Here is a 24,918-nt window from a genome sequence, read left to right on the forward strand (position 1 = left end):
AATGCGAGAAGACCGTAAATAGAATAGCGTTATGATGGAATGGTTTCGGCCAATATTTTTTCCATATCAATATAGTCATACACAGGTTCGTCCGTAAAAAGGTCGCCGCTGATTTTATTCAGTTTTTCAATCGTCGCTTTGATGGCATGTTCCGATTGGTCAATCCCAATCCATTTTCTCCCGTTCATCTGCGCAGAGATTAATGTTGTCCCCGAACCGCAGAAGCAATCTAAAACAAGGCTCTGCGGGTTGGAAGAAGTGCGAATAATTAAATCCAACAATTCGTGATTTTTCTCTGTTGGATACATTGGATATTGTGGATCTTTATACTCCCAAACATCTTGAATTCTTTTGCCTTCTCTTTCGTCGGCATAAATGATCTTTCTTGGATTACCATTGGACGACCATTCGAGGAGTCCTTCTTGATCCCATTTTTCCAGCGTCTCGACATCAGTTCGCCAATGCCGGCCTTTAGGAGGCGGCATTCCTTTGAAAGGCTGATTGGATTTTCCATTTTCCGTTTCGCCTGGGGCGTGAATTGGAACGGTTGTATATCGTCTCCCTTGTTTGTCAATTTTATTAAACAGCTTGTCAATGTCTTTTTCCGTGTATTTTTCTCTTGGCTCGTTCCAAATCGGATTGGAAGATTTAGTATAAAAAAGGATAAGGTCTTTAACGTTACCATAGCCAATACGGTAAAAGTTTTTGGGATTGCATTTAATTCTAGTAATATCGTTTCTGAAATTTTCTATCCCAAAAATTTCATCCATCATTACTTTTACATAATGGCCGATTTTATAATCGATGTGCACATAAATCGAGCCTCGTTCGGACAGCAAATCTTTTAGCAAGACAAATCTTTCTCTTAAAAATCCAATAAAATCCTTGCCAATAAGTTTATCCGAATAGGCAATATCCCCATTTCTTGAATTGCTAATTGTAGAGGCTCTCCCGTCTGTAATGGTGAAATTACCGCCTGTTGCGAAGGGAGGATCAATATACACTAAGTCAATTTTACCTTTTAACTTTCTGTTTTGTAAAAGGTAGTTAAGCCCTTGAATGTTATCGCCTTTTATGAGTAAATTCGGCATCTGCTATTTTCCTGTATATATCCCTTATAGTTGATATAAAAATTCTCGCAAGACCAAAGCGCTCACGATATTGCAATCCTTATAAGTTTCAGTTATGGATTTATACATTTTGTTATGGCCGCGAATATAGAGAACTCCGTCAAAAATAGCAACTTGAATTGCGCGAACTCCTTCTGTTTTAATAGTGCTAATGGCGTCATTGAACTGCGCATTCTGATGTCCGCCAAAATCGGTAAGGAATTTTGCTTCTCCTATAATATATTTGCCGTTGAATCTTGCCACAAAATCAAGCCCTTTATTGCGATTATAACCTAATTTATTCCTTGCAAAATCCATCATCGCATTATCGCTTGCCTCTAAAATGGCGTCGTTATCGTTAGCAACGAAACCGGATAAATCGACAGGCGTAATGCCAAGCGATTTCTTTCTCAACCACTCTCGAAACATTGGACCAATCTGCCGATTGGTTTCTTTGGGTTCGCTGCATCTTTCGTAAATCTTATCCAGTCCCATCTCATAGAGTCTGCCGCAAATGCGATTTATAGTTCTTGGATTTCTGTCAATTGCAGAATTATCTCTTTTCAAGTAGGCAATATAACTATCCTTTATCGGAAATAAGGTAAGTTTTAATAGTTCTCTGATGAGAGCATCATTGTTTTTACGAATAAAGGATTTTTCGACATTGGCCCATATTTCTTCATTAATTTCTCTTATTCCTTCTGGAATTGTCGGATAAACTTGAAAAAGATCGTCTAGATATGACCTATTATTTGCATATTCAATGCTTAATTCAGTCCAGCGATTCATTCTTGCTTCCTAATCTTTCATGTTTATCACGGTTTCTTCGTCTCGTTGGGCTTAATCAATGCGGACGATGGGATCTTTCCCAACCAGCCGGGAATATTGGTTTTGGGGATGGGCGTGGGCAGGGGAGCATACGGTTTGTCCGGCAGGGTAAGGCGGGGAATCACGAACGGCGTCGTGTAGGAGATGACGGGCTTCGCGGCGGCGGGAATGAGATCCGTGGTCGATGGGGATATCGTCTCGCCGAGAGGTTTGGCCTCAAGCCCTGCTTCTTCCTTCACCGCCGACGGCAGCAGCCAACGACGGTCGAAGATATTCCCGATGGGCGCGGCGATATCGGGAATGACGGAGGCGGGGATCAACGCTTCTTTCGGCGGCGCGAGCGGGGGCGTCTCCTGCAGTTCGGGCGGGGGAAGATCGACCGGCTGCTGCGCCTCCGGCGGCGGGGATTCCAACTCGGTTTTCTTGCGGAGGTTTTCCTGTTCGATCAGCCAGGTTTGCAGATTTTGCAGGTTATTATGAATATTTACGGCGAGCGCTTTGCGCACTTCGGCTTCTTGCGGCGCAAAAGATTCTTCCGGCCTTTTCAGCATCTCCTTGAGGGAAGATAAATCGGTGGAAATAGGCGCAATAATTTCTTGCGGTTCCTTGTAAGCGGATAAAATCGCATCCGCCGTTTGCGCTAATTTCTTGAATTGCTTCGTTTCGTCTTTCAGTTGTTGCAGCGTCTCCTTTTGGCGGGCGATTTTGGCCAGTTCCGCCGCCTTCAATTCTTCGTCGCGGTATTGATTGATCGCTTCGGCCCCTTGATGAAGCGCTTCTCCGATGGCGTCGGCGGCCTGAAGCAGGGCGGAATGCTCCGCCTTGGCGTAGGATATCTGCTCGCCGGTCCAGGGAATTTCATACCGCAAGCGGTCGGCGTATATCGGTTTGCCGAAATCCATTTCGAAGGCGCCGACGTTCACTCCAATCGCCAGATGCTTCTTATCCTTCTTCCATTCGTGATCGTAAAACGTTCTCTCCATGAAGATCAATACGTCCACGTCGAGAGAGGGAATCCGGTCGAAGAAATCGCTGGGATTGATGGCGGATTTCATTTTCCACTGATCCGCCAGGCTGGCCAATACCGTTTCCGCCTGCGCTTTTTGAAGGGGATTGTCGAAAGCGTCGAGCGTTACGACTTCCTGGCACATCGCCGACAAGAATTGCGTCATTTTCTCGTGAAGGCGCCAATCTACTCGCTTGTTCGCATCGTCCAACTTGAGTGTATAAAAGAAGGCCCGGATGCCTCGCTGTTTTTCCAGTTGATAATCCCAAAACTGAATCTGTTGATATTTCGGCTCCGTTTTAACCGATTTAAACCAATCCGCCGGAGAAAGACTAAACTGGGCGAACGTCCCCCCCAGCATCAGAAGCGCCGCCATCGACAAGGTCAATCCCATGATTCCATTTCCTTACGCCGCGCCGGAACGTTCAAGGGCGGAAAAAACCTTGCTCTCGCCACCCGTCAATGGTGGGCTACGTTTCGCTGTGAGCCCACCCTTCTATTATAGCGAAAGCCTTCGAATCCTTTAGCGCAAAAAGAAAAAAGACCGCGTTGAACGGCCTTTTCCCTTCCAAATTCAAGCGGATCGATTCGTTGATTTAATTCCGCGTAATGGTTAAAACCGTTTTCGGTTCGCCTTCCACAACCGGAGGACTGTCTACGTACAGACCCGAATCGGGATTGACGATGCGAAGGCGGAATTCCTTGACCGTCTCGCTCTCTTTCCAACCGAGATAGGTTGCGATAGTGGTTTCGGGAACGAATTGGAACAACTCGTCAAGGTTCATCGAATCGTCCGAGAAAATCGCCGTTAGTTGAATATTGATGTCTATGAAGTTTTCAATAATCGGCAAGGGGATCAAATCCTGTTCGGCGGGATTTTCTATTTCCGCCGGGAAGAGATAGATTCGCGTCGTAGATTCCAGACTGCTCGATCCCCGGAAATTGTCTCCTGCGATATAAAGATCGTTCAAGCCGCTGCCGTCTATGTCGCTCAACGTTATTGAACTCCAATCGCCGTCCTTGGAATAGAGAAGAGGACGCAGCGGCGCCGACAGGTTGAAATGCAGTGTAACCGGCATCGCGTTGCCGATGCGAAGTGAGACGGGAATGTCTCCCGTAGCGTCTATAACCATCGGGGAGAACGTTAGGTCCACGCCGTCGCCGAAGGGCGATTCGAAATAATCCACCTTCGAACCATCGATTCCCGGCGCCAGGTTGCCCTCGACGACGTAGGGCTTTCCGCCCACGTCGATATTCAATTTTGAATCCGTAAGGCCCGTTCCGTTACAAACCAACGTAAAAGCCTGGTCTTGCTGCAAGGGGTAAATCTCTTCGGCGGGATGGAAGGAAACGTTCGTTCCGTCGAAGATGATGAGAAATTCTGAGATTTCGATTCCGCCCTCGCCTGTTCCCGCGTCGAGTTTCAAATCGGCGCCCGCGCTTTCCAATTGAGAACTAGCGTTGCGCACGATAACGGTCGCCAATCCGGGCGAGAGCGCTTTTAATGGAGAGGCGTCGGCCAACAGTTCCGTCAAACTGGCGGAAAGAACCGGCAACTCCACTTCCTGCAACCCTAGCGAGACGACGATCGCAGAAGTTCCGCCTGCCGCCGATCCCGCCAGAGCGGGCCGGAAATGCTGCCCGTAAACCGCAAGAATCGCTCCGCCTTCGGAAGCCTGATAAAACGTGGTTGGACTGATTTGAGTAATCACCGGCTTGGGCGCAGCGCGATAGGTAAGCGAAACGTGTTCGGATGCGATTCCGCCAACGACTACGGATATCTTCACGGTTGCGTCTTGGTCGACTTGCGAAAGCGGGGGCAAAACGGTATGCAAGCCGTCAGTGGTTTCCGTAAAGGGTAATTCGACGTCGCCGCCGTCAGGCAGAGTGAAGATCGCCTTTTCCACGGACGTCAGATTAACGCCGGTAAGCGATACGGCGTTTTCCGCGTCGGCGTAGAGAGCGTCATCGGTCTCGATCTCAACCTTGCGGATTTCCGGAATCTTGGTCGCGCCGCCCGTGTTGTCGAAAACGCGGATATTGTCCAGGTAAGCCCCTTCCGCCGTATAGGAACTATCGCTCTGGAAGCGGAAAGCGATGCGCAGCGATTCCGCTTTGGGCAAGACTGTTTCTATATGAATGAAATCTTCCTGCGTCAAAGGATCATATGGATCCTTGGTGGGATTCGATTGGCCGAAGAAGCCGTCGAACGATCCCTTCGCCAATACGCCATTGGTGAAGGCGGTTTTGTCGGTTACAACCATCCCGTCACTGTTAAGGTCCAACGGCTGCCATTGACCGGCGTAAGTCGCTTCGACGATCAGAAAATCCTCGATCGCCGCGATGGGCGCATCGAGAGAAAAGGCGATTTCGAAGGAAAGCGTAGGCATCGCCGCGCCGGAAGTGTTGAAAACTTGATCGATGACCAAAATAGAGGTTTGCCAACTTTGATAAGAGTCGCCCCATTTCGAGTTGAAACCGGCGCTATGCGGCGGGCTGATAACGGCGCCGTAGGGATGGTTTCCTTTTTCCGTAACAATCACCCACGGAACGATTAAGTTATCCGCCGGAATCCGGCCTTCGCTATAGAGCACATCCCAGTTTTCCGGCGCGTCCTGCACTGTTGATATGCCGCCGCCAGGCAATTCGTCGATGGAATCGAAATCCATCGAATACGGTTCGAATTGAGAAGGCGCGGGAATCTCTGTCGGAGTCGGCGTCGCTTCAATAGGCGTTTCCGTCGGCGTGGGCGTCGCTTCCTCTGGCGTAGGCGTATCTACGACAGGTTCAGGCGTAGAAGAAGGCGTCGGAGTCAGCGTCGGCGTGGGCGTTATCTCCACGGGTCCCGATGTAGGCGTGGAAGGAATAGGCGTTGCCGTCGGCGTGGGCGTATCCGTTGCGATAGGAATCTCCGTCGGCGTCGGCGTTTCTGTTGCAGAGGAAATTTCCGTTGGCGTTGGAGTCGGCGTATCCGTCGCAGAGGGGATTTCCGTTGGAGATGGAGTAGGAGTATCCGTCGCGGAAGGAATCTCCGTCGGCGTAACGGTTGGAGTAGGAGTAGGCGCCGTGGCGCTAACGACGGCGTGATAGGATTGAATGAAGAGCATTAAATCCCATTTATCAATTTTTCCATTGCCGTCGAGATCGGTCTTCAAGGCGGATGGATCGTCCTTTCCCCATTCCTGAGACAATAAGAAAAGATCAAGCGCATCCCATCGATTGGCGCTATCGATAAACAAATCTTTATCGGCGGATTGTCCCATAGTCATAAGTGAAGTTGAAAGGTGCAAACAAATCAGTAAAGAAAAATGGAAGAATGGTGAGAGACGCTTAGGCGCCAAATGAAATTGCATCGCGGCCATTTCCCTTCAAAATATTTTCTATTGACTCACTCATGTTACGCAGCCAGAACTATCACGCCATTGGAAAAATCGTTAAAGAAATTTCTCCTCCCAGCCTTGAAAGGCTGGGCTATTTTAAATGCCCCTTTAAAGGGGCAAATGACAATAGCCCGCCGTTTCAACGGCGGGTTGACTTTTTCTTCGCGCGTAACATGAGTTACCAATATTCCAAACTCGATGATTAGAATACACTATAGCATACCCGCTATCGCTTTGTCACGTTTTCATAAAAAACATAAGATTGACTCCCCTTTTCCCTTTTTCAAGAGTAGTTAGAATCAGAACGGATTTAGGGCTGCATTCGATCGGCTGTTCCCGTTTCAACGAATTGGTTATTGTATACTCAATGAGAGCCGCAGGCAAAGGAAAACGCCGTGACAAAAATCGCCGTCATCTCCGATACGCACGTTCCGGAATATGGAAATTTGCCCTCTACTCTTCTGAAAGACTTGGAGAAAATGGACGCCATCATCCATCTAGGCGATTTCTGCAATACGCAGACCTATATGGATTTTCAGAAAACGGCGCCCGTCGTAGCGGTTTTCGGCAACTGCGATTGCGATGAATTGAAAGCGCAGTTGCCGGAGAAAAAAAAGATCGAAATCGACGGCTTCAATCTAGGCATCATTCACGGCTGGGGGCCGAGAAAAAACCTGGAGAAGCGCGTAGCCCAAGTCTTCACTGGGGTGGATATTATTCTTTTCGGCCATTCCCACGTCCCCATGTGGGCGATCGTCGAAGACATCCCGCTTTTCAATCCCGGAAGCGTGTCGATGAATGTTCAAGGGCCAGGCTCCTATGGAATCCTGGAACTGGGCGATACGATCGAACATCGATTCATCTTGCTGGATTAAGAAGCCGATCCTTTCAGTTTATCCATCCACTCCTGGGCGTTTTCCTTAGTAATCAGCGCCGTCGGCAATTTGATCGTTTTTTCCACTTTTTCGCCGTTCAAGATTTTGAGAGCGTATTCGATCGCTTCCTTGCCGCAAGTGGGATACCAGAACGTAGCGTCCAATTCCCCATCGAGAACCGCTTTGACGCCTTCATGCCATAAGGCGTCGATGCCGATGAATTTCATCTCCTTTTCCCGCCCGACCTGCTTGGCGGCGAGATAAGCGCCGAGCGCCATCGGATCGTTATGGCCGTAAACGAGGTCGATTTGGGGATTCGCCTGCAACGCCGTCTTCATCAAATCGACGGCTTTCGATTTCAGCCAATCGGCGACGGGTTCGTGTACGATCTTGATTTCGGGGAAATCCTTAATGGCCTCGCGGAAGCCTTCGCTGCGTTCGATGGCGGGCGGCGAGCCGGGCAGTCCCTTGATTTCCACCATCAACCCTTTGCCATCGAGAATCTTGGCGATGTATTCTCCTGCCCGTTTCCCGATCTCGCGGTTGTCGGCGCCGATGAAACACGTATAGGAATCGCTGAGGATGGCACGGTCGAGAATGACTACGGGAATGCCGCCTTTATACACTTCTTCCACTACCGGCGTCAGTGGCGAGGCTTCGTTGGGGGAGATGATTAGCAAGTCGATGCCTTGACGCAGCAATAATCCCACCTGGTTAACCTGAAGATCGTTTTTCTGCTCCGCGTCCTGAAAGCGCAATTCGATTTCCGGATGCTTCGCCGCTTCGGCTTTGGCGGCGTCGTTCATGGCCTGGCGCCAGGGTTCGGCGTTGTTGCATTGCGAAAAGCCGATGACGAACTTGGCTTTGGCGGTCTCCTGCTTCGAAGTGCAGCCGCCGATCGAAGCCAGCAGCATCAAAGACAATCCCAAAAATCCGATCGAGCGAAATCCGCGCAGCGTCTTCATAATTCGACTCCCAGTCCGTTGAATCGTTCCCGTCTGGATGGCGACGGCGAAAACCAACAGGGCGCCGATGACGATTTTCTGTACGCTCGGCTCCACATTGCGCAATCCCAGAATATTCACGATCATACCAATCAACAGCGCCCCGACCAAGGTTCCCGTTACCGTTCCCCGTCCCCCCATCAGGTTGGCGCCGCCGACAACGACCATGGCGATGGCGTCCAGTTCGTAAGCGACGCCTTCTTTGGGATCGCCCTGGTGCATTTTAGCCGCCTGCAAAAGTCCCGCCGCCGCCGCTAGCGCGCCGCAAAGAACGTAAGTAATGATTTTGGCGCGATCCACGCTGACGCCCGCCAGCCGCGCGGCGGTTTCGTTGCCGCCGATGGCGTAGAGATTGCGCCCGAACGACGTATACGCCAGCAGGATTTGAAAGACGATTACCGTAAGGATAAAGATCACGGCCGAAACCGGCAGGAAGCCGAAGAACATCCCTTCCAACGTCAAAAAAGCCGACTGGCTTCCAGATATGGGAATAGTATAATTATGCGACAATTGCATCGCCGCGCCGCGGGCGATGCTCATCATGGCCAGCGTAATGACGAAGGGCTGAATGCGGCCGATGGCGGTGAACACGCCGTTGAATAGCCCCGCCGCGCATCCGGCGGCCAAGGATAACAGGATGGCGGATGCGGCGCCCAAATGCCAATTCGTAAAGGAAAGGGCGCAGACGACGGTGGAAACCGATAGAACGGAGCCGACCGACAAATCGATGCCGCCGCTGATGATGACGAAGGTCATGCCCACGGCGAGCACGCCGCGCACGGAGACGTAATTGACGATGTCCAGCAAATTGTCGAGTTGCAGAAAAATCGGCCACCCCTTCACCACGGGAGAAAAATACCACGCCATGAAAAAGACGAGAATCAATCCGATATAAGAACGAAATGAGGAACCGAAGATCATAGATCGAAAACGGGCGAGCATTACTTCCTTATCCCCCAAAAAAAAGATGCCCCACTTTACCATCGCCTCATCCCTCGTACTAGAGCCTTTGGACGAAGCTTCGGCGGCGCCAATGGATTAACGCCGCATTTCCTTTTCCCGATTTTTTCCATCATTCCAGAATTCGATTGCTGAAAATGTATATGAGACCATTTTTTGCGCATTCTTTGAAAAGCCATTGTGAAAAATTTACTCATATCATTCCTAATATCCTATACTTTCAATCTTTGGAAAATGGCCTATTCCTTGCGTAAAATTGCATGAATAATAAAGGGCGCTTTAATGATTTATTCTGTCTAAGCATCAAATGAGAGAGGAAGGAGAAATACGCAATGAAAAAGAATATCCGTACAATCCTCATTATCTGCATCGTTTTCATGGGAGTTTCGGCCATGCTGTTTTCGGACGCGCTGGCTCAACGCCCATTCCGCGGACCAGGCGGCAGGCAAGGGGATTCTGAACTCGAAAAACCATCCGTACCTAAAGACGATAACGAGAAAATGATTCTCGGAGTTTTAAACGATGTGCTTCAAAATCAAGGATATCTCAACGTTCCACCCAACGATGGCCGCCTGTTGCGGCTATTAACGGAATCGACGAACGCCAAAAACATCGTCGAAGTGGGTACATCGACCGGCTATTCCGGCCTCTGGTTTGGCCTGGCGCTGCTGAAGACCGGCGGCAAGCTAACGACGTTCGAAATCGACGAACAACGCGCCGCTGCGGCGAGCGCGAATTTCAAAAAAGCCGGTATGGCGGATATCGTTACGGTAGTCGTAGGAGACGCCCACGAAAAAGTAAAAGAACTGAAAGACCCTATCGATATCGTGTTTCTCGACGCGGATAAAGAAGGCTACATCGATTATTTGAATAAACTGTTGCCGCTCGTCCGCCCCGGCGGGCTGATTGTTGCCCATAATATATCCCCCGGCATGGCCGATCCCAAATTTATGGAAGCAATCAACACGAATCCCGATTTGGAAACGATAGTCCGGTCGGGAGTAAGTTTGACGCTGAAAAAACGGTAAGTCATAAAACAGAGAGAATTGGTTAATGGGCGGCTGCTGTGGATGCTCCCACAAGAAACGCCCTTAGGGGAACAATGTTTGATCGAGATGATTGTTGGAGTTCCCCTTAGGCGCTTTTTTAAATGGATGGCTAGGCGGCGGCGATAGGACGGCTTTTCCCGCCATCAACTCTTCGATAGTAAAGAGTTGCAACCGGGGAAAATCTTTTTTCCAAAGTTCGGAACGATAGAAGCCCGCCGCCGCCGCTTCCGCCGTCATCGGCTTGGTGATTTTTTCTAAGGAGATCAACACGCCGATCTGCGCGTTTTCGCGGTCGAGGACGCCGATCAAATCTCGGACATGCGAGACATTGACATGCCCCGATTTGACGGAGATGACGATTTGCTTGGTTTTGCCGGAGGCGTCGTCATGAAAGAAAATTTTCCCGTCGATTCCGTGATCCGCGCCCTTTTTCTGTTCGACGGGGCGGGCGTTGACAAGGCCGAGCGCCCACCATTGAAATTGATAACGGTCTTGCTTCGCCAAAGCGCTGGCGTCGGGCAGCGAAACGGGTTCGCCTATTAGCCGATATTGCGCCGCCTCGCCAAAAGCGTCATGCAAGCGGCTTTTAATCAGAGTGATGGCGAGATAAGTGATATCGATGCCGATCCATTGCCGGTTAAGGCGCTGCGCGGCGGCGATAGTCGTGCCGCAGCCGCAAAAGGGATCGAAAACGACATCGCCTTCGTTGCTGCTGGCTTGAATGATGCGTTGGAGGAGGGCTTCGGGCTTCTGAGTGGGGTAGCCGAGGTGTTCTTTGGCTTGGGAAGAGATTGGCGGAATATCCGTCCAGATATCTTGTAGGGGTATGCCGGGCATTTCGTCGAGATAGCGTTTATAAGCTGGAACCGCGCCGGGATGGCTTTGAACGATTCTCCCTTCTTGTAACAGTTTTCCCATGTTTTTTTGACTGTATCGCCAATATTTCGTAATGCCCAAGAATTCGTATTTGGGATTTCCTTTTCGTTTTCCTCCAGGTCCCGTCAAGTCTCCCAACCGATAACGCCTTCCCGTTTCCGGTTCAATATGACGATAGAAAGAATCGATATATTCTTTTTTATATGGCGTATAGATTTGATTCCAAAGCCATTCTTCCGATTTCGTGTAAAAGAATATTTTATCGTGTATGCGTCCGTGCTGTTTGCGGCCCTGCTTGGCGTCGCTGTGGGCGCTGCTGCGCTTCCAGATGATTTCGGTTCGAAAGTTGGTTTTGCTGAAAACGCTGTCGAGGAGGAGTTTTAAGTAATGTCCGGCCGTCGGATCGCAATGGAGATAAATAGATCCCGTCGGCTTCAAGATGCGGCGGAGTTCGGCGAGACGCGGCGCCATCATGGCGAGATAGGCCATCATATCGTTGCAGCCGAGAATCTTATAAAACGCCTGCAAGGTTTCCGAAAGCAAACCGCCCTGTTCTACGGTTTCGAAATAGGCTTGAGCGGCGATTTGATCCCAATGCCACGTATCGCTGAACGCTTTGATTTGGGAATGGGATTGCGAACCGTTTTTCTCCGCGAAAAGAACATTGTATTCTTGGTTGCTTTTGAACGGCGGATCGAGATAAATCAGATCGACCGACTCGTCGGGAAGATAACGACGCATCACGTCGAGATTGTCGCCGTAATAAAGAAGATTTTCCTTCATCTAGTTCTTCTCCGGCAGAATCGATTCCATTAAAAGCCGCATTGCGTAGTTTTCCTGCTCGCTGCCCTCGATATTCGCCTCGTTCCAACAAACGATGGAATCCTGGCTGGGGAAAATGACGCATACTCTTATCCCGCCGTGTCCGAAAGCCCCGAAAGCGTCCGTGGGAGCGTCCGGCCAATGCCGCTTGCCTTCGCGTCCCACGCCGTTGATCCACCAGGCGAAGCTGTAGCTGCCTGCGTGATCGCATTGGTTGTTGCCGCCGCCGATGGAGCGCTGGCCTTCGATCATCTCCGCCGATTCGCCCTTCGTGCGGGGAATCGAGTTGGGCAGGGGAGAGGCGATAGCCATCGCGGCGAGTTTTTCATCCACCAACGGCTTGCCGTTCCAATTTCCCTTATGCAGATAAAGCAAGCCAAAGCGGGCCAGATCGCGCAGAGAAATCCTCATGCGGCCAGGCCGGTCGTCGCCGAAACCCATAAAAGTGGGATTATCTTGGCATTGAAGCAAATCGGTTAGCAGCGGATGCAAGACCTCTTCGTCCACTTTTTCCCACGAGGAGCCATAAACCTTAAGAAAGAGCGCGTCGAAGAACAGCGCCATATTGAAATCGCTATAGTCGTACGCCTCGCCCGGCTTCTCCTTCACGCCGTAGCAGGAAATCTGGTTGGCCAAATGCTTCCAAGTAATAAGGCGGTCTTTATGATCCAACGCAGGATTGAGATCGTTCAGCCTCGGTTCCCAAGCATCGATTTTATCGTCCAGGCTTTTGATTTTGCCGTTTTCGAGCGCTTTCATTAGAAAATGAGTATACCAAGGCTTCACGGCGGAAGCGATGTCGATGCGCGCGGCGGGGTCGCCCCAAGCATAAACCATTAAGCCGCGCCGCACGATGCAGCCGCAGCCGTCCATGAATTTCGGCATTTCCGCCAGTTTGTTCTCGTCCAATCCCACATCGGCGGGGGAAGCAGTTTTCCATTCCTTCCCCGGAAAAAGCGGCTTGGTCTCGTCGGCGGCGCATTGCAGCAAACTAAAAGTTATCATGAAAACGAACATCGCCGTTCTTCGCAACGAAATCATAATAAGACTCCCTACTCGAGTTGTACCTTCCATTCTATCGTCCAATAATTTTATATTCCCACAGAAATTCGCGGATGGCGCCATTTACCGCCTGCGGATTTTCCAAGGGCGAAAGATGGCCCGCATTGGGGATGACCGCCAACGTTGCGCCGCGAATTTTTTCCTGCATAAATCGCACGACTTCCGGAGGCGAAACTGCGTCCTTCTCTCCTACAATAGCCAATGCGGGAACAATCACTCCCGCCAGCGTCTCTGAAGAATCGGGACGATCAGCCAGCGCCCGCAAAGCGTCGACGGCGCTGTTTTGTTGGGTGGACAGAATAACCTGCCGGATTTCTTCCGCTAGTTCTTTGCGGTTGGCCGCCGTCTCGCCGCAGATCAATTTCGCCAGCATGGCTTCCAAAGGCGCGGCGCCCTGCTCGCGGATTTGCGCAATAGTTTTCATGCGGTTCTCCCGCGCTTCCGGCGAATCGGCTTCGCATCGCGTATCGCAGAGAATCATCCCCGCGAACCGCTCCGGCGCCTGACGCCATAATTCGAAAAGAATATACCCGCCCATCGAACAGCCGCCGAATACCGCCTTGCGAATCGATAATTGATCCAATAAAAGCACTACTTCGCGAGCAAACGCCGCCATGCTCTTTTCTTCTACCAATCCCGGCGACTCGCCGAATCCCGGCAAGTCCGGCGCAACGACGCGCAGGATGTCCGATAAATCCTCCAGTTGATGCTGCCACATTCGGCGATTCATGGGAAAGGCATGAATCAGAACCAGAGCGGGAGCATTCAGATTTCCTTTTTCGGAATAAGCAAGATTCATGGCGATGACTCCAATATTGTTTTATGCGCGGATTCTTGCAGGAATAATAAATTATTTGTACACGCGAGCGGGTTGCGAAATAAGGGCAGCCGCAGCATGTTGCGCCCTTCTCAATTTGATTAGCAAGACGGAAACGATAAAGGTTTCTCTTAGTCAGCCGAAAATGGTGTTATTCTTCCACAAGGAGATATACTTAATCTATTAATGTTTTTCTTGGGTTGAAAAAATCCGTCATTCCAAAGAAAGGGCTATTCCCTATGATGACGCTGACCGTGGGCTTATCATGGATTTTATTGTTCGTTATCATTTCACGAAGACTCTATTCATTCGCCTATAGCGAGGTTCGCCGTTCATGACCGCCGCCGTCGAAGTCGAAACCAAAGTCGACCACAATTACCATCAACTCCCCAGCGAAAGAACCAGGCGCTGGGAAGACGCTCTCCCGCCGGAATATTGGGAATACCGCCGCAAATGGGAAGAAAATCCCAAGCGGCATATCGTCGGCCCCGTTCCCGTCCATCTGGACATCGAGGCGACCTCCAATTGCAACCTTCTTTGCACCATGTGCCCGCGCACGGAAATGGTTCAGGGGGGAACGTTTTGGAAGGTGAAGAATTTCGACTTCGATCTCTATACCCGCCTTATCGATGAAGGCGCGCAAAAGGGCCTCTGCTCCATCAAATTCAACTACCTCGGCGAGCCGCTGATGAATCCGCGCCTGGCGGAAATGATCGAATACGCCAAAGCCAAAGGCGTCGTGGACGTCATGTTCAACACCAACGCCGTTCTCCTCACCGAACGCATCGCCCGCCGCCTGATCCAATCCGGCCTGGACAAACTCTTCTTTTCCTTCGATTCTCCCTATCGAGAGCATTACAACCAAATCCGCATCAACGCCGACTACGACAAAACTCTGCGCAACATCAAGCGCTTCATGCAACTCCGCGAAGAAATGGGATCGGTGAAGCCCTTCACCCGCATATCGATGGTGCGGATGAAAGAGAACGAGGAGGAATGGCAAGCCTTCAAGGAACTGTTCGAACCCATCGTCGACGCCGTCGCTTTCGTGGATTACATGGAGCACAACAGCCAGGCCGTCACCGATAAGATGACGGTGAAAATGGCATCCCCCAACGCCAAAAAATTTTGCTGCCCGCAATTGTGGCAGCGCATGTTCGTTCATCCCGACGGCGTGGTTACGGTCTGCTGCGTCGATTCGGCGCGCGAGCTCGCCGTAGGCCATATCAAGGATAAAACCGTCGAGGAAATCTGGACCGGTCCGGAATACCAAAAATTGCGCGATCTCCACGCTTCCGGACGTATCGGCGAAATTCCTACATGCGCCCGATGCCCTTTAGCGTTAATGGAATAACGCCAATCGCCTTTGAATTAGCCGCTTTTAAAATTCCTCTCCCAAGATTGGGAGAGGTAAGGTGAGGGTTGATAATATCTTACGTAATTTCCCTCACCCTAACCCTCTCCCAGAGGGCGAGAGAATTAATAAGCAGTAGGGTAGGCTCAAAACCAAGCGTAGCCTACCACATCACTAGATTGAGGGAGTTTTAAAAACTCTCCCGTATCTCCACCGGAATCCCCCCGATGTTGCGCACGTCCGCAACGCTATTGCTTAGCCGCAATTTCCCCATGAACAATCCGCATGTAGACGTATCGTCCGCCGTCATGAGGTAATCCGCTTCGCCCAGTTGCGAATCCGGTTTGCCGCATAAAGTGCGCCCCTCGTTGAGCAGCGTTTCTCCGTCATAAAGAAAGAAATCGACTGTAAATTTCGTAAGATCGATCGGCCGCCCGTCCTCATCGCGACACAAAAAAACGATCTTGACGCCCGCATCGTTTTGGTTCAATTGAATGGCCGTATTCATGAAATCACCTCGTTTGCGGCTTTCCGGGAAACACGGCGCGCACGCATAGGCGTTGGGCGATCATTACGTAAAGAGCGATGCGATGCTCGCCGCCGGATAGCGTTCCTTCCGCACCCGTCCAGAATTGCCCCAATTTGCGCCCCGTCCGTTTCAAGATGGGATCGTCGCTATGCAGCGCGTGGCTGTCGGGTCCTATGTTCGGCATGATGAGCCTCTCTTTCTTTTACCACTCAGTATTTGGCGAGAGATAAAACGCTCCATCCGCAGGAGGAGTCGCCGAACGGATTTCCTTGGACGCCTTCGTCGCCGCCGTCGAGTTAGGGTAGTAATAAATCCGGTAAAAAGTCTCGATCGGCGTAGCAAAATAAATGTCGGAAGGCGCGGCGATTTGCGCTTCGAGATGAGACGGCAAATCCGCCGGGACTTTCCGGATCGTTCCGTCGATCGTGTTTTGCGCATACCACAAGCGCGAACGCGAATGCTCGCGGGATGCGATCATCACCTCGGCGGATACATTCTGAATCGCCGCGTCGAGCGACGCCTCCGAAACTGCGATGCTGGAAGATACGTCCTGCGTTACCGATTCCGCCGACGTATGAATGGTCGCGAGAATATTGTTGTAGTAAGGAACGTACTCCGTAGCCGACATGCCCAGCTGGCCGTACAATCCCGACACGCTGTCGGCGACGCTGGCGAGTCCCTTGCCCGGTTCGACCAGCGTATAGGTTTGATGCGTATAGGCGGTAACGCCGCCGATAATTCCGGAAACGAGAATCTCGTAGGTTCCCGCGGAATCGGCGCTGGTGGAATACGTTCCCGTCGCCACTCCCAATGTCACCGCCGCCATCGTTCCATTGGCGATAGACGCACCCATGCGCATAATATCGAATTTCAAGTTATAGGGCGTCGTCGGCGCCCCCGTCTCGGCGTCGGCGGCCACCACCATGAAGGGTACGGAGTTCCCTTTTTCGAAAACGCCCAAGTAAGTCTGAGCGCGCGCCGTTAGGACGGCGAACAAAGCGAAGAATATATAAGACCATCGTTTCATGATCGCAGTTCTCCAATTCTTTTTAGGTTTATTCCCGATTCCCTCTCAATTATTGCGAGGGATCAAATGTTGAAACAATTTATCGTCGTCTCAGCCTCTCCCCGTGAACAAAAAGCGAGACAACGCGGCGGCGAAGGTTCCGGCTAATCCGCCCAGAATCGCAGCCGCCGATTTGATCCCGGCGATATCGGACCGGTTCTTATCCATTTGTTCGTGAAATTCCGCCAACGCCTGCTGCGTCTGGCATACGCTGTTTTCGATGCTTTCCAATTTCGTTCGGATATGTTCCAGCGAAGTTTGGATTTCCACATATTCGCTATTGTAACGAGCTTCGGATCCATTCATCGTTTTATTCCTTTCTTACACAAATTCATCATTCATCATTCATCACTCATCATTTAAAAGTTTTCTCCATTCCGTGGCGCCATGAATGTAAGCGCCGTCCAGACTGTCGTTCGTGGGATGATCGAGATAGATAAACTGTCCAACGGCGCCGCTGGGCAGAGAGGAACAAACCTTCAGTTGCAAGGCTCCCGACAGCGCTAGCGTTCCCGTATCGGCGTCGAGCGTCATAGCGCCGGAATGTTCGTCGCTATGCCATTGGAAATATTGGTCGGAATAAAAATCAAGCGTGTAATCGGAAACCGCCAGGCGGTAAAGCGTTCCATACAACAATACCTTGTCGCCTATTGAATCCTCAACGAAGGCGAAAACGTTCCCCGCCTTGACGTCTCGTCCCGCCAGTAAATCTTCTTTAACCTGAACGTCGCCCTGATCGCCGAGAATCGTCATCAGGTCGTCCACGGTATCCGAATGGAATCTGATATTGCGGTCCGACGTAATGTCGAGGTCGTTCGGCGATACGCCGATCTTGTAAGCATGGCTGTAAAACCGGATTTTATCGCCAAGAAAATCGGGAAACTCCATCGTCGTGGCTGGAACGATCTTCGCGCCGGAAGTTCCTTTGTTGGTGGGATCGATTTGAATGTCTCGATTAGAACGGATGACGACGACGTCCCCATCCCGATAAAGATCGAATATCCCGTCGTTAATGGCGACGCCGATCGTTCCCGCCCGAATGGAAGAAGTCGCCGCATCGACGTTTCCATAAAGAGAACCGCCCGTTTTCAACAAATAGGCGTCCTCGATTTGATCTTTGCCTATGATCGTTTGCGCGAACGTTGAATGAAGATTCATTATTAGGAATAAAAAAAGAATCGTTATACTTACGAATTTCTGTTTCATGATTGATTCCTTGTTTTTTGTTTGGCTGAATTTAACTCGCGTAGGGTGGGCTAAAAGCGAAGCGTAGCCCACCAAAGATCTAAGCCTCATGATCGACCACATAGCGATGTTGGATGCGATAATGAGACAAAGGCGGAACCGAGAACGTATAACCGGAGCAATCGGATTTTTCCGAATAATCCACTCCCCTTTCCAACAAGACGCCGTTGAGATACACGTCCAGCGTCTCCGCGCGGAAAGGATTCGCCGTCGAAAATTCCGTCCGCGATCCGTTAGGCGCTTCGGCGGGTGAACGGTCGGATTCGTGCCGATGCGCGGCGCCGAGAAGCAAGGAAGGCCGTTCGTCGATGATGAACGACTGCGTTCCATTGTCGGCGGCGAGAATGCTGGTTGCGCCCGGCCGTTGATAAATCTTTGCCAGCGTCAGCGATTGATCCGGTGTTTCCGGAACAACGGGCTCCGCCGCCTCGTCGCCTTCGACAATGTCCAATTCCCCTTCCGCCGTCAGAATCGCGAGATCGTAGCGAGGATAAGAGACGGGCGCGCTGAAAAAACCGCCTGCAGGCAAGCTCGCTTCCTCCAGCGTCCCCGCCAGATAGCCGCTGACGATTGCCCAGCCCGGCTTTACGCGCACGCTCAGATCCGATTCGGACCCGGGGACGACGAGCAAAGCCTCATCGCTGCCGTCAGTAATCACGGCATCCGCGCCCTGATTGAACAACGCCGCGCAAACGGCGCGCAGCGCCTCGAAAGCGGCGGCGATATTGCCGTTCCAGCGGTTCATCTTGGCCGACGTCAACGGCGATTCTTTATAGGAAAAAAACGTGGAAACGTTATTGGCGTTGCTGGGATTGAATTTACCGTAATTAGGCATCTCCATCCTCCCCTCTTTGGCAAAGATCGATATCTCCAATCACGCCGCTGCGCCGCATAATCCCCACCGTCGAACCGGCCATCGCGGAATCGTTCCCGCCGCAAGGCAGAATTTCTCCTAGACAAATCCCCCGATCGGCCAGAAAACGATGGGCGTAGCGATGAACGTCTTCAATACAAGAACAACGCGCCCACAGATTTTCGGCGCTTTCCCGCAGCGGCGTCTCTCTTTCGTCGAGTTCCTGCTTGTCGGAGACGGCGCCGATCGATTCGAGATAGGCGAGCATGGGATCGTCGCGGCGGCAGATCGCTAACAGCGGCGGCGTTTCCTGCTCGCCTCGTTCGGCGTGAACGCCGGTCAGATAGGTATGGCGATCAGCGCTTTTGTAAACCAGCGAACCTTCCAGCACATCGATCACTCCTTCGATCAGCCGATAGCATTTCTTGCCGTCGTAGAGGCTTCCCGGCAGATGTCCGCAGCGCCCGTTCTCCGCCTGGCATATCGAGCAGCGCCACGAGTCGTATTTCCAGGCCAGAGAAACTTCGCGGTAAATCCCTCCGTCAATGTTGAGCAGCAGGTCTTTCGCGCCCGAGGTTTCCCGCAGCCAATAAAACCAAGCCCGCACGAAATAAACCGGCTCGCCCTCTTCGCCAGCCCCCCGTTCTACAACGCTTGCTTTGTAGAATCGAGCCAGCGGCAGCGAATTCCGGTTGTGCCCGCATAGCACCGATTGTCCAATGATAAACTGGGCAACGCTTTCCAACGCCGAACGGGTAAAGCGACAGCCATCCGAATCGCAAGGCTGCGTGGAACAGAGAAACATGCTGCGCGCATAAACCTGCTCCGGTTTGAGAGGAGAAGGCGCCAGCTCGTTGATCCGCGCCATATCCTCCTCCGCCAAACCGCCGTCTTGAAACAAAGGAATTCCCCGGCTGCGCATCGTCGTTTCTTGAACGAAGTCATTTTCCGGCATAAAAAATCTCCTCGTCGATTTCGATATTTCCATATTCATCATTCATCACTCATCATTCATCATTTATTTCAAACCCAAACATCGCGGTATTGCGCGGAACAGCGAACTTTCGCCGACATTGGTTCGATGTGGATAAGCAGATGATTCGATCCCGGCGCCAAGAAGGGATAATTTTGATCGGCGGCGGCGTGGAACGTTTCGCCATCGAGCATGGTTTGCCGCGTCTCCGAATCGATAACCAGAGATTGCCCCGCCGCGTATGGATTCGTCAAAGAAAAAACATTCTCGTTAGCCGTAATTTTAAGAGAGGAAGCCTCGCCGTCGAACTCCAGCGCGATCTTCAACGGCGATATCCAATTCCCTAAATTAAACAAGGCGAAATCGGCGCGTCCCCAATATGCCTCCAGGTCATGGTTATGTAAAATCCGCCCTCTCTCGTAACGGTCATCGGTTAAAACCATCAACTCGGCGAACGCCAGCGAATCGCAAGGACTGGGAACGATCTGCAGCGAACGCCTGCGCCCATAAAAGTATCGCCCGGGATGAATGGACAAATCCGCTTCCCGCCGGTCGAACGCTTCCACGCTCGCCTGCAACTCGCCCAGCGCCGCCTGCAGCGTTTCGCGGTTCTCTTTCCGCAGCAGGGATTGAATCCGGATTTCCCGCCGCACCTTGCTTTTCGCCTCGATGACGGCGGTTTGCAGCGAAGTCGTTTTTTCGGGGAATGAAAAATTTCCGATCGCAATCACGATTCTTCTCCTTCCACCAGCGAAAGGCCAATTGGCGGTGATATTTTTACATACGGCCGCAACAGCCCCCACGCCTCTTCGTTCAACTCCTGCGCCAGTTGCATGAGATTGCGCATCCGAGCTCCCCCGTCCAACCGTGCGCCCCCCGCCCGCAATTCGTCGGCGTAGAGTGCGGACGAAATCGCCAGCGAATGAAAAAGATGAGACAGCGCCAGCAACGATTCCGCCCGAATCACGCCGCTTGCCGCCTCGATTTCATCCGTCAAGATCGTACTGGTAAGAATTTCGAAATGCGCTTTAGCCAGGCTTTTTCGTATCCGCTCCGAAGAAACTTCTTGGAAATCGTCCAGAAAGCCTTCTTTCCGCACGTCGTTTTCATTTGCGAATGGCATAGTTTTTACTCCCTAGAGCGTTTCAAGATTAGATAAACATGTTTCTCTGTTTCATCGAGAACCAGTCTTTCGGAAATTTCCCTCGCCCTATGGGAGAGGGCCAGGGTGAGGGGGTAAATCTTCAATGTTTTGGCGTCTACTCAAACTTGAATGGCCTAAAAGAAAGGCCGGGACGGGAGAGGAAACTCCCGTCCCGGCAGGACAAGGATCAGCTGAAGGTCAGATTCAACACTTGGGAGGCGGATGCGATGACTTTGGCGAAACCGGCCACTTCGGAAATCGCTGCGCCTTCGATCTGGCGCCGGATCAACCGCTCGCTTTCGGTCAACACGCCGGTTTCGTAGACTTCTTGCAGGGCGTAACGCCGGTCTAGCCCGATGACTTGGTTATCCGGAACGGACTCGTCGACGATCAACTCCGCGCCGAATATGCGCAGGTTTTCGCCCCGCGTCTGAAAACCTTCGGCGATGGCGGGATCTTTCAACTCGGTGATGTTGAGTATTTTCGACGCGGCGGCTTTGTTGCAGATCATGACGTTGAATTGGTAGGGCGCGAACGAAAGGGCGAACTCCACCAAGTCTTCGTAATCGATGGTCCCGCTCACGTCCACATGGCTGGTGGAAGCCGCATTACCGTTACCGTCTCCGTTAATCAGAACGTTGACGGCGTCCGCGAATTTGTCGCGTTGAATCTGAACGCCGATCGACCGTAAGAAGATCGCTACGATAGACGTCCGCTTACGCCGAATGGCTTCGTACGTTGCTTCCAGATAGCGCCCGTACTTGCTAAGCGTGACGGTATGCTCGGCGGTAACGATTTCGATCTTGGGCAGCGAAGCCCCTTCCGTAACCAGAGCCAGCCGCTTCTCCTCTTCGCTCATCACGGAATCGTCCATGTAGATGCTTTTGTACGTGTTGTCGTCGATTTTGATTCGCGCCGCCAGGATGTTTTTCAGTTTGCTGAAATCTTCGATCCCCGCCCGCACCGACCGCGAAACGAATTCGGGGAAAAGAACAGCGCTCTCCTGCGAAGCGAAGAATCGGTCCACGATGTCGGCGTCGGGACCGTTGACGCGGATTCCCGCCAACGCCAATTGCCGTTCGTAAGCGTCCAGTTCCGCATGGGAGGGGCTGGGATCCAGCGCTTCCAGGTAGCCGCTCAAGTCGAGGCCGCGCTGGCACGCTTCCGCATAGAGTCCTTCATGCAAGCGAAGATTCGCCGCCCGATGCAACTCCACCGGCAGCGAATTGATTTTTTCTTCGGGAATATACATAAGAATTTCTCCTATTTTTTTGCGATTCGAATTTGTAAAACGTTATTTACGAATGAATGACGATGAATCGAGATTGACGCCTACAGCAGCACGTCGCAAAGATCGTTGGCCGCATCGACGGAAATCGTCGTTCCCCGCGCAATGTTTCCACCGGCGGGATCGCCCGTCCCCCCGGCGATCGCCGGAGCCTGATAGACGCATCCCGCGCCATCGACGACGACGCCGTTGCCGAGCGCCGGATCGGTCTTTCCCGCCGCAATGTTCAAGCGAACGACGCCCATGATCTGCACCGTCGCCAATCCTCCCGCCACGTGCTCCACGCGTCCCAATAGCTGCCCGCCGTCGGCGCCGTGGTTGACCGTATTGTTTCCCGCCAAGGCCACGGCGTCGCCGACATTGTCCGCGTCCAAGTCGTAAACTTCTCCGGTCTTGTGAATTTCAAACGTCCCGTAAAGGGCGCCGATTCCATTGTTGTCTACCGTTCTAACCATGATTTTCTCCTAATAAATTTTTGTGTGTTTCGTATCCTCTCTCTCTGGGAGAGGATGAAGGTGAGGGAAATTTAAAAGTGTTCTGATGCAGGGTGGTCTGTAAGTTTTCGTAGGGTGGGCTCAAAGCGAAGCGTAGCCCACCAACGCTCACGCCGGTCTCAACCGGAACGCCGACATATTCGAAGACCTCGGCTCGTCGAACTCCGCCGCTTCCGCCGCCACCGAGGCGGCGCGGTTGGGATAAAGCGCTTGAAATTCTTCCATGACGATTTTGCCCAAGCGCTCGATCTCTTCGGCGGAAGCCGTTTCGTCGGCGAATAACCGCTCCAGGGCGCGCAGCCGTTCCGCGCCGCCGGCATAGTGAACAATGGCGCGCAAGCGCGAGAGGGTCTCTTCTTTCCGCCGCGACAATTCCCGCCGGCCGATTTCCGCCAGACTGGCCAACTCTTGGTTTTTGCCGCTCCATTGCGCTAAGGTCTTTTCCCGTTCGGCCGCTCGTTCTTCGCCGTCCTTCAAGTCCTTCTCCAATTGCAGGCAGCGAAGAGCCAGCCGCCGCGCATCGATAATCGCCGTCATCATTCCTTCCCTGGGATTTGCATTTTCATTTGCGTTCATCGCGCTGATTCCCTCCGCAGGATTGTTTATATTTCTCTACCAATGGAACGAGAGGACGCATTTAGAGGGGATTAATCTATAAGAAGAAGTAAAAAGAGGATAACAAAGGTATGAAAAATCGAACATAAAAAAAGAGCAAGGCCGCATTAACCTTGCTCTTTTCATCATCGCATATTTATAACAGCAGTTAATCTTCTGGGAGCGCGGACGTCCCGTCCGCATTATTTCTCCGTATCATCCATAACCATCCATATAATTCAAAACCTCATTGCCACATCATCCAATCTTCCACACCCGTCGATCCGTCCCCGAATTCCACTGCGTCGAACTCGATCTGCCCGCGAATCTCCCCCGCTGGATTCTGGCTGGTATGAACATTGATGTAAAACCGTTCGCCCAACAGCGCATCGAGTTGGTCCGCCGATAAATCCGCCTCGCCGGAAATCGTATCGAAAGGACCGGACGCGATGGGAATACTCACTCCACCGTTCTCGCCTCTGCCGCCGATGTGAATATGAGAAGCAGAGATATTCTCGATATTCCTGACTGTAACCGTATAACTCAACTTTATAAGGCCTTCGCTCAAAGTCAAACGAGCCTCGCCTGTCGCGCCTGTTGTCGTTGGCGGGGTCGTCTGCGCCCCATCCAGCGCCGACATAAATTGCAGCGGCTTATCCATAATTTGCCCCCGGATTTCGCCCGCGGGATTTTGCTCCGTATGCACGTTGACGTAAAAACGGCCGCTCTTCAAATTCGCCAAATTGTCATCCGTAATTGTAACGCGCCCGCTGGATTTCCCCTGCGTTGGCGCCGTAAGCGGAATAGCAACCGCCCCGTTCTCCCCCGCCGCGCCCAGGTGAATATGAGACGCCGTAACGTTATTCAAATCGAAAACATCCAGGTAATAATCCAGAATTTTTTCCGTTTCATAAACTCGGAATATGGCTATTCCTCTTGCTGTCGTTTCCACTTTTGGATTTACATTCCCTCCCGAAAGATATGCCGCGTGAGCGTTGGGAACGGATAAAGGAACCGGCGTCGCTGTAGGCGTCGGTGTAGGTTCGGCGGCGGGAAACGATTGGGCATCGCCGGGCTTGGTCACTTTCGCCAAAACGCCGGGAGCGGGATTCCCCGGCTTCCAGACGCCGTCCGCATCCTGCAATTCCACCCCATTCGTTGCTCCATCTCCATCCGAATCCACTATCGCCAAAGCCGCGCCCCAAAATGAATCCCCCGCGCCTTGATTGATGAGTTGTTCCACCGCCTTGCCGAATGCGTTGCGCGTTCCCCCTCCGCCAGGATTGACATGGCAATTGGCGCATTGGTTCGCATTACCGTTGGGAATCAAATTGACTCGGTAACTGCGCGCATAACTATCTAATGAACATAGACTTAATGAAAGTAATACAACAACGCGGATACTCACGAAAGAAACCATTTTCCTCATCGTTGCGCTTCTCCTTTTTGAATAAAATTATTTTAGATATTTTATAAAATATATATTTTATATATTATACTATAGAAACTCTTTTATTTCCAAATTATTTTTTAAAAAAAACAGGTCTTTATTGTTATGGTCCGTTATTGCCGACGCGCCGCTTGAAAATT

The 24,918-nt window shown here is 51.7% G+C and carries 24 protein-coding genes; 3 read left to right on the top strand and 21 right to left on the bottom strand.

The genetic code is table 11. The features are described from left to right. Window positions 1-29 precede the first annotated feature (29 nt). From AB1656_01080 to AB1656_01095, 4 genes are all read right to left on the bottom strand, one after another. On the bottom strand, window positions 30-1,091 hold the full coding sequence (locus tag AB1656_01080; protein MEW6233955.1) for a site-specific DNA-methyltransferase: 1,062 nt from the start codon (window positions 1,089-1,091) through the stop codon (window positions 30-32). Between the two features lie 24 nt (window positions 1,092-1,115). After that, window positions 1,116-1,898, bottom strand: coding sequence for a restriction endonuclease (locus AB1656_01085; GenBank protein ID MEW6233956.1), 783 nt, complete (start codon window positions 1,896-1,898; stop codon window positions 1,116-1,118). Between the two features lie 26 nt (window positions 1,899-1,924). Then, window positions 1,925-3,337: a hypothetical protein gene (locus AB1656_01090; protein MEW6233957.1), complete on the bottom strand. Its 1,413-nt coding sequence runs from the start codon at window positions 3,335-3,337 to the stop codon at window positions 1,925-1,927. A gap of 202 nt (window positions 3,338-3,539) precedes the next feature. Then, on the bottom strand, window positions 3,540-6,212 hold the full coding sequence (locus AB1656_01095; protein MEW6233958.1) for a hypothetical protein: 2,673 nt from the start codon (window positions 6,210-6,212) through the stop codon (window positions 3,540-3,542). Between the two features lie 506 nt (window positions 6,213-6,718). On the opposite strand from AB1656_01095, the gene AB1656_01100 reads away from it, so the two are divergent. Next, a complete protein-coding gene (locus tag AB1656_01100; protein ID MEW6233959.1) occupies window positions 6,719-7,198 on the top strand; it encodes a metallophosphoesterase in 480 nt (159 codons plus the stop codon). Here the strand turns inward: AB1656_01100 and AB1656_01105 are convergent. Next, window positions 7,195-9,186, bottom strand: a complete 1,992-nt coding sequence (locus AB1656_01105; protein MEW6233960.1) for a substrate-binding domain-containing protein — start codon at window positions 9,184-9,186, stop codon at window positions 7,195-7,197. The genes AB1656_01100 and AB1656_01105 overlap by 4 nt on opposite strands. Window positions 9,187-9,494: 308 nt before the next feature. On the opposite strand from AB1656_01105, the gene AB1656_01110 reads away from it, so the two are divergent. Then, the gene (locus AB1656_01110) at window positions 9,495-10,190 is read left to right on the top strand and encodes an O-methyltransferase (GenBank protein ID MEW6233961.1); all 696 of its coding nucleotides are present in this window, start codon (window positions 9,495-9,497) and stop codon (window positions 10,188-10,190) included. A 63-nt stretch (window positions 10,191-10,253) separates the two neighbouring features. On the opposite strand, the gene AB1656_01115 is transcribed toward AB1656_01110, so the two are convergent. Genes AB1656_01115 through AB1656_01125 form a run of 3 tightly spaced genes read right to left on the bottom strand, consistent with a single transcriptional unit; the run spans window position 10,254 to window position 13,770 of the window. Beyond that, the gene (locus tag AB1656_01115) at window positions 10,254-11,870 is read right to left on the bottom strand and encodes a DNA methyltransferase (GenBank protein MEW6233962.1); all 1,617 of its coding nucleotides are present in this window, start codon (window positions 11,868-11,870) and stop codon (window positions 10,254-10,256) included. Further along, window positions 11,871-12,950: a serine hydrolase gene (locus AB1656_01120; GenBank protein MEW6233963.1), complete on the bottom strand. Its 1,080-nt coding sequence runs from the start codon at window positions 12,948-12,950 to the stop codon at window positions 11,871-11,873. 34 nt (window positions 12,951-12,984) lie between these two features. Next, complete coding sequence (locus AB1656_01125) at window positions 12,985-13,770, bottom strand: alpha/beta fold hydrolase (GenBank protein ID MEW6233964.1); 786 nt, start codon at window positions 13,768-13,770, stop codon at window positions 12,985-12,987. A 352-nt stretch (window positions 13,771-14,122) separates the two neighbouring features. Here AB1656_01125 and AB1656_01130 point away from each other — a divergent pair, with 352 nt between their 5' ends. Further along, window positions 14,123-15,142, top strand: coding sequence for a radical SAM protein (locus AB1656_01130; protein MEW6233965.1), 1,020 nt, complete (start codon window positions 14,123-14,125; stop codon window positions 15,140-15,142). 190 nt (window positions 15,143-15,332) lie between these two features. Here AB1656_01130 and AB1656_01135 read toward each other — a convergent pair whose 3' ends face one another. The 13 genes from AB1656_01135 to AB1656_01195 form a co-directional block, all read right to left on the bottom strand. Continuing rightward, window positions 15,333-15,650, bottom strand: coding sequence for a hypothetical protein (locus AB1656_01135; GenBank protein ID MEW6233966.1), 318 nt, complete (start codon window positions 15,648-15,650; stop codon window positions 15,333-15,335). Between the two features lie 4 nt (window positions 15,651-15,654). After that, window positions 15,655-15,855, bottom strand: a complete 201-nt coding sequence (locus AB1656_01140; protein ID MEW6233967.1) for a hypothetical protein — start codon at window positions 15,853-15,855, stop codon at window positions 15,655-15,657. A gap of 18 nt (window positions 15,856-15,873) precedes the next feature. Beyond that, a complete protein-coding gene (locus AB1656_01145) occupies window positions 15,874-16,698 on the bottom strand; it encodes a hypothetical protein (GenBank protein ID MEW6233968.1) in 825 nt (274 codons plus the stop codon). A 90-nt stretch (window positions 16,699-16,788) separates the two neighbouring features. After that, window positions 16,789-17,043, bottom strand: coding sequence for a hypothetical protein (locus AB1656_01150; GenBank protein ID MEW6233969.1), 255 nt, complete (start codon window positions 17,041-17,043; stop codon window positions 16,789-16,791). A 42-nt stretch (window positions 17,044-17,085) separates the two neighbouring features. Continuing rightward, window positions 17,086-17,943, bottom strand: a complete 858-nt coding sequence (locus AB1656_01155) for a hypothetical protein (GenBank protein ID MEW6233970.1) — start codon at window positions 17,941-17,943, stop codon at window positions 17,086-17,088. A gap of 79 nt (window positions 17,944-18,022) precedes the next feature. Continuing rightward, window positions 18,023-18,817, bottom strand: a complete 795-nt coding sequence (locus AB1656_01160; GenBank protein MEW6233971.1) for a hypothetical protein — start codon at window positions 18,815-18,817, stop codon at window positions 18,023-18,025. Next, window positions 18,810-19,790: a hypothetical protein gene (locus AB1656_01165; protein MEW6233972.1), complete on the bottom strand. Its 981-nt coding sequence runs from the start codon at window positions 19,788-19,790 to the stop codon at window positions 18,810-18,812. Before AB1656_01165 ends, AB1656_01160 begins: the two co-directional genes overlap by 8 nt. 68 nt (window positions 19,791-19,858) lie before the next feature. After that, window positions 19,859-20,539, bottom strand: a complete 681-nt coding sequence (locus AB1656_01170) for a hypothetical protein (GenBank protein ID MEW6233973.1) — start codon at window positions 20,537-20,539, stop codon at window positions 19,859-19,861. Beyond that, on the bottom strand, window positions 20,536-20,931 hold the full coding sequence (locus AB1656_01175) for a hypothetical protein (GenBank protein MEW6233974.1): 396 nt from the start codon (window positions 20,929-20,931) through the stop codon (window positions 20,536-20,538). Before AB1656_01175 ends, AB1656_01170 begins: the two co-directional genes overlap by 4 nt. Before the next feature lie 208 nt (window positions 20,932-21,139). Next, a complete protein-coding gene (locus AB1656_01180) occupies window positions 21,140-22,204 on the bottom strand; it encodes a phage major capsid protein (protein MEW6233975.1) in 1,065 nt (354 codons plus the stop codon). An 80-nt stretch (window positions 22,205-22,284) separates the two neighbouring features. Next, entirely contained in the window at window positions 22,285-22,695 is a 411-nt protein-coding gene (locus tag AB1656_01185; protein ID MEW6233976.1) for a hypothetical protein, read from the bottom strand. Window positions 22,696-22,842: 147 nt separating this feature from the next. Further along, window positions 22,843-23,310 (bottom strand): hypothetical protein, encoded by a 468-nt coding sequence (locus AB1656_01190; protein MEW6233977.1) that lies wholly within the window; start codon window positions 23,308-23,310, stop codon window positions 22,843-22,845. A gap of 265 nt (window positions 23,311-23,575) precedes the next feature. Continuing rightward, window positions 23,576-24,736 (bottom strand): CHRD domain-containing protein, encoded by a 1,161-nt coding sequence (locus AB1656_01195; GenBank protein MEW6233978.1) that lies wholly within the window; start codon window positions 24,734-24,736, stop codon window positions 23,576-23,578. Window positions 24,737-24,918 lie beyond the last annotated feature (182 nt).

This window comes from Candidatus Omnitrophota bacterium, assembly GCA_040755155.1.
In the GTDB taxonomy this organism is placed as follows: Bacteria; Hinthialibacterota; Hinthialibacteria; order Hinthialibacterales; family Hinthialibacteraceae; genus JBFMBP01.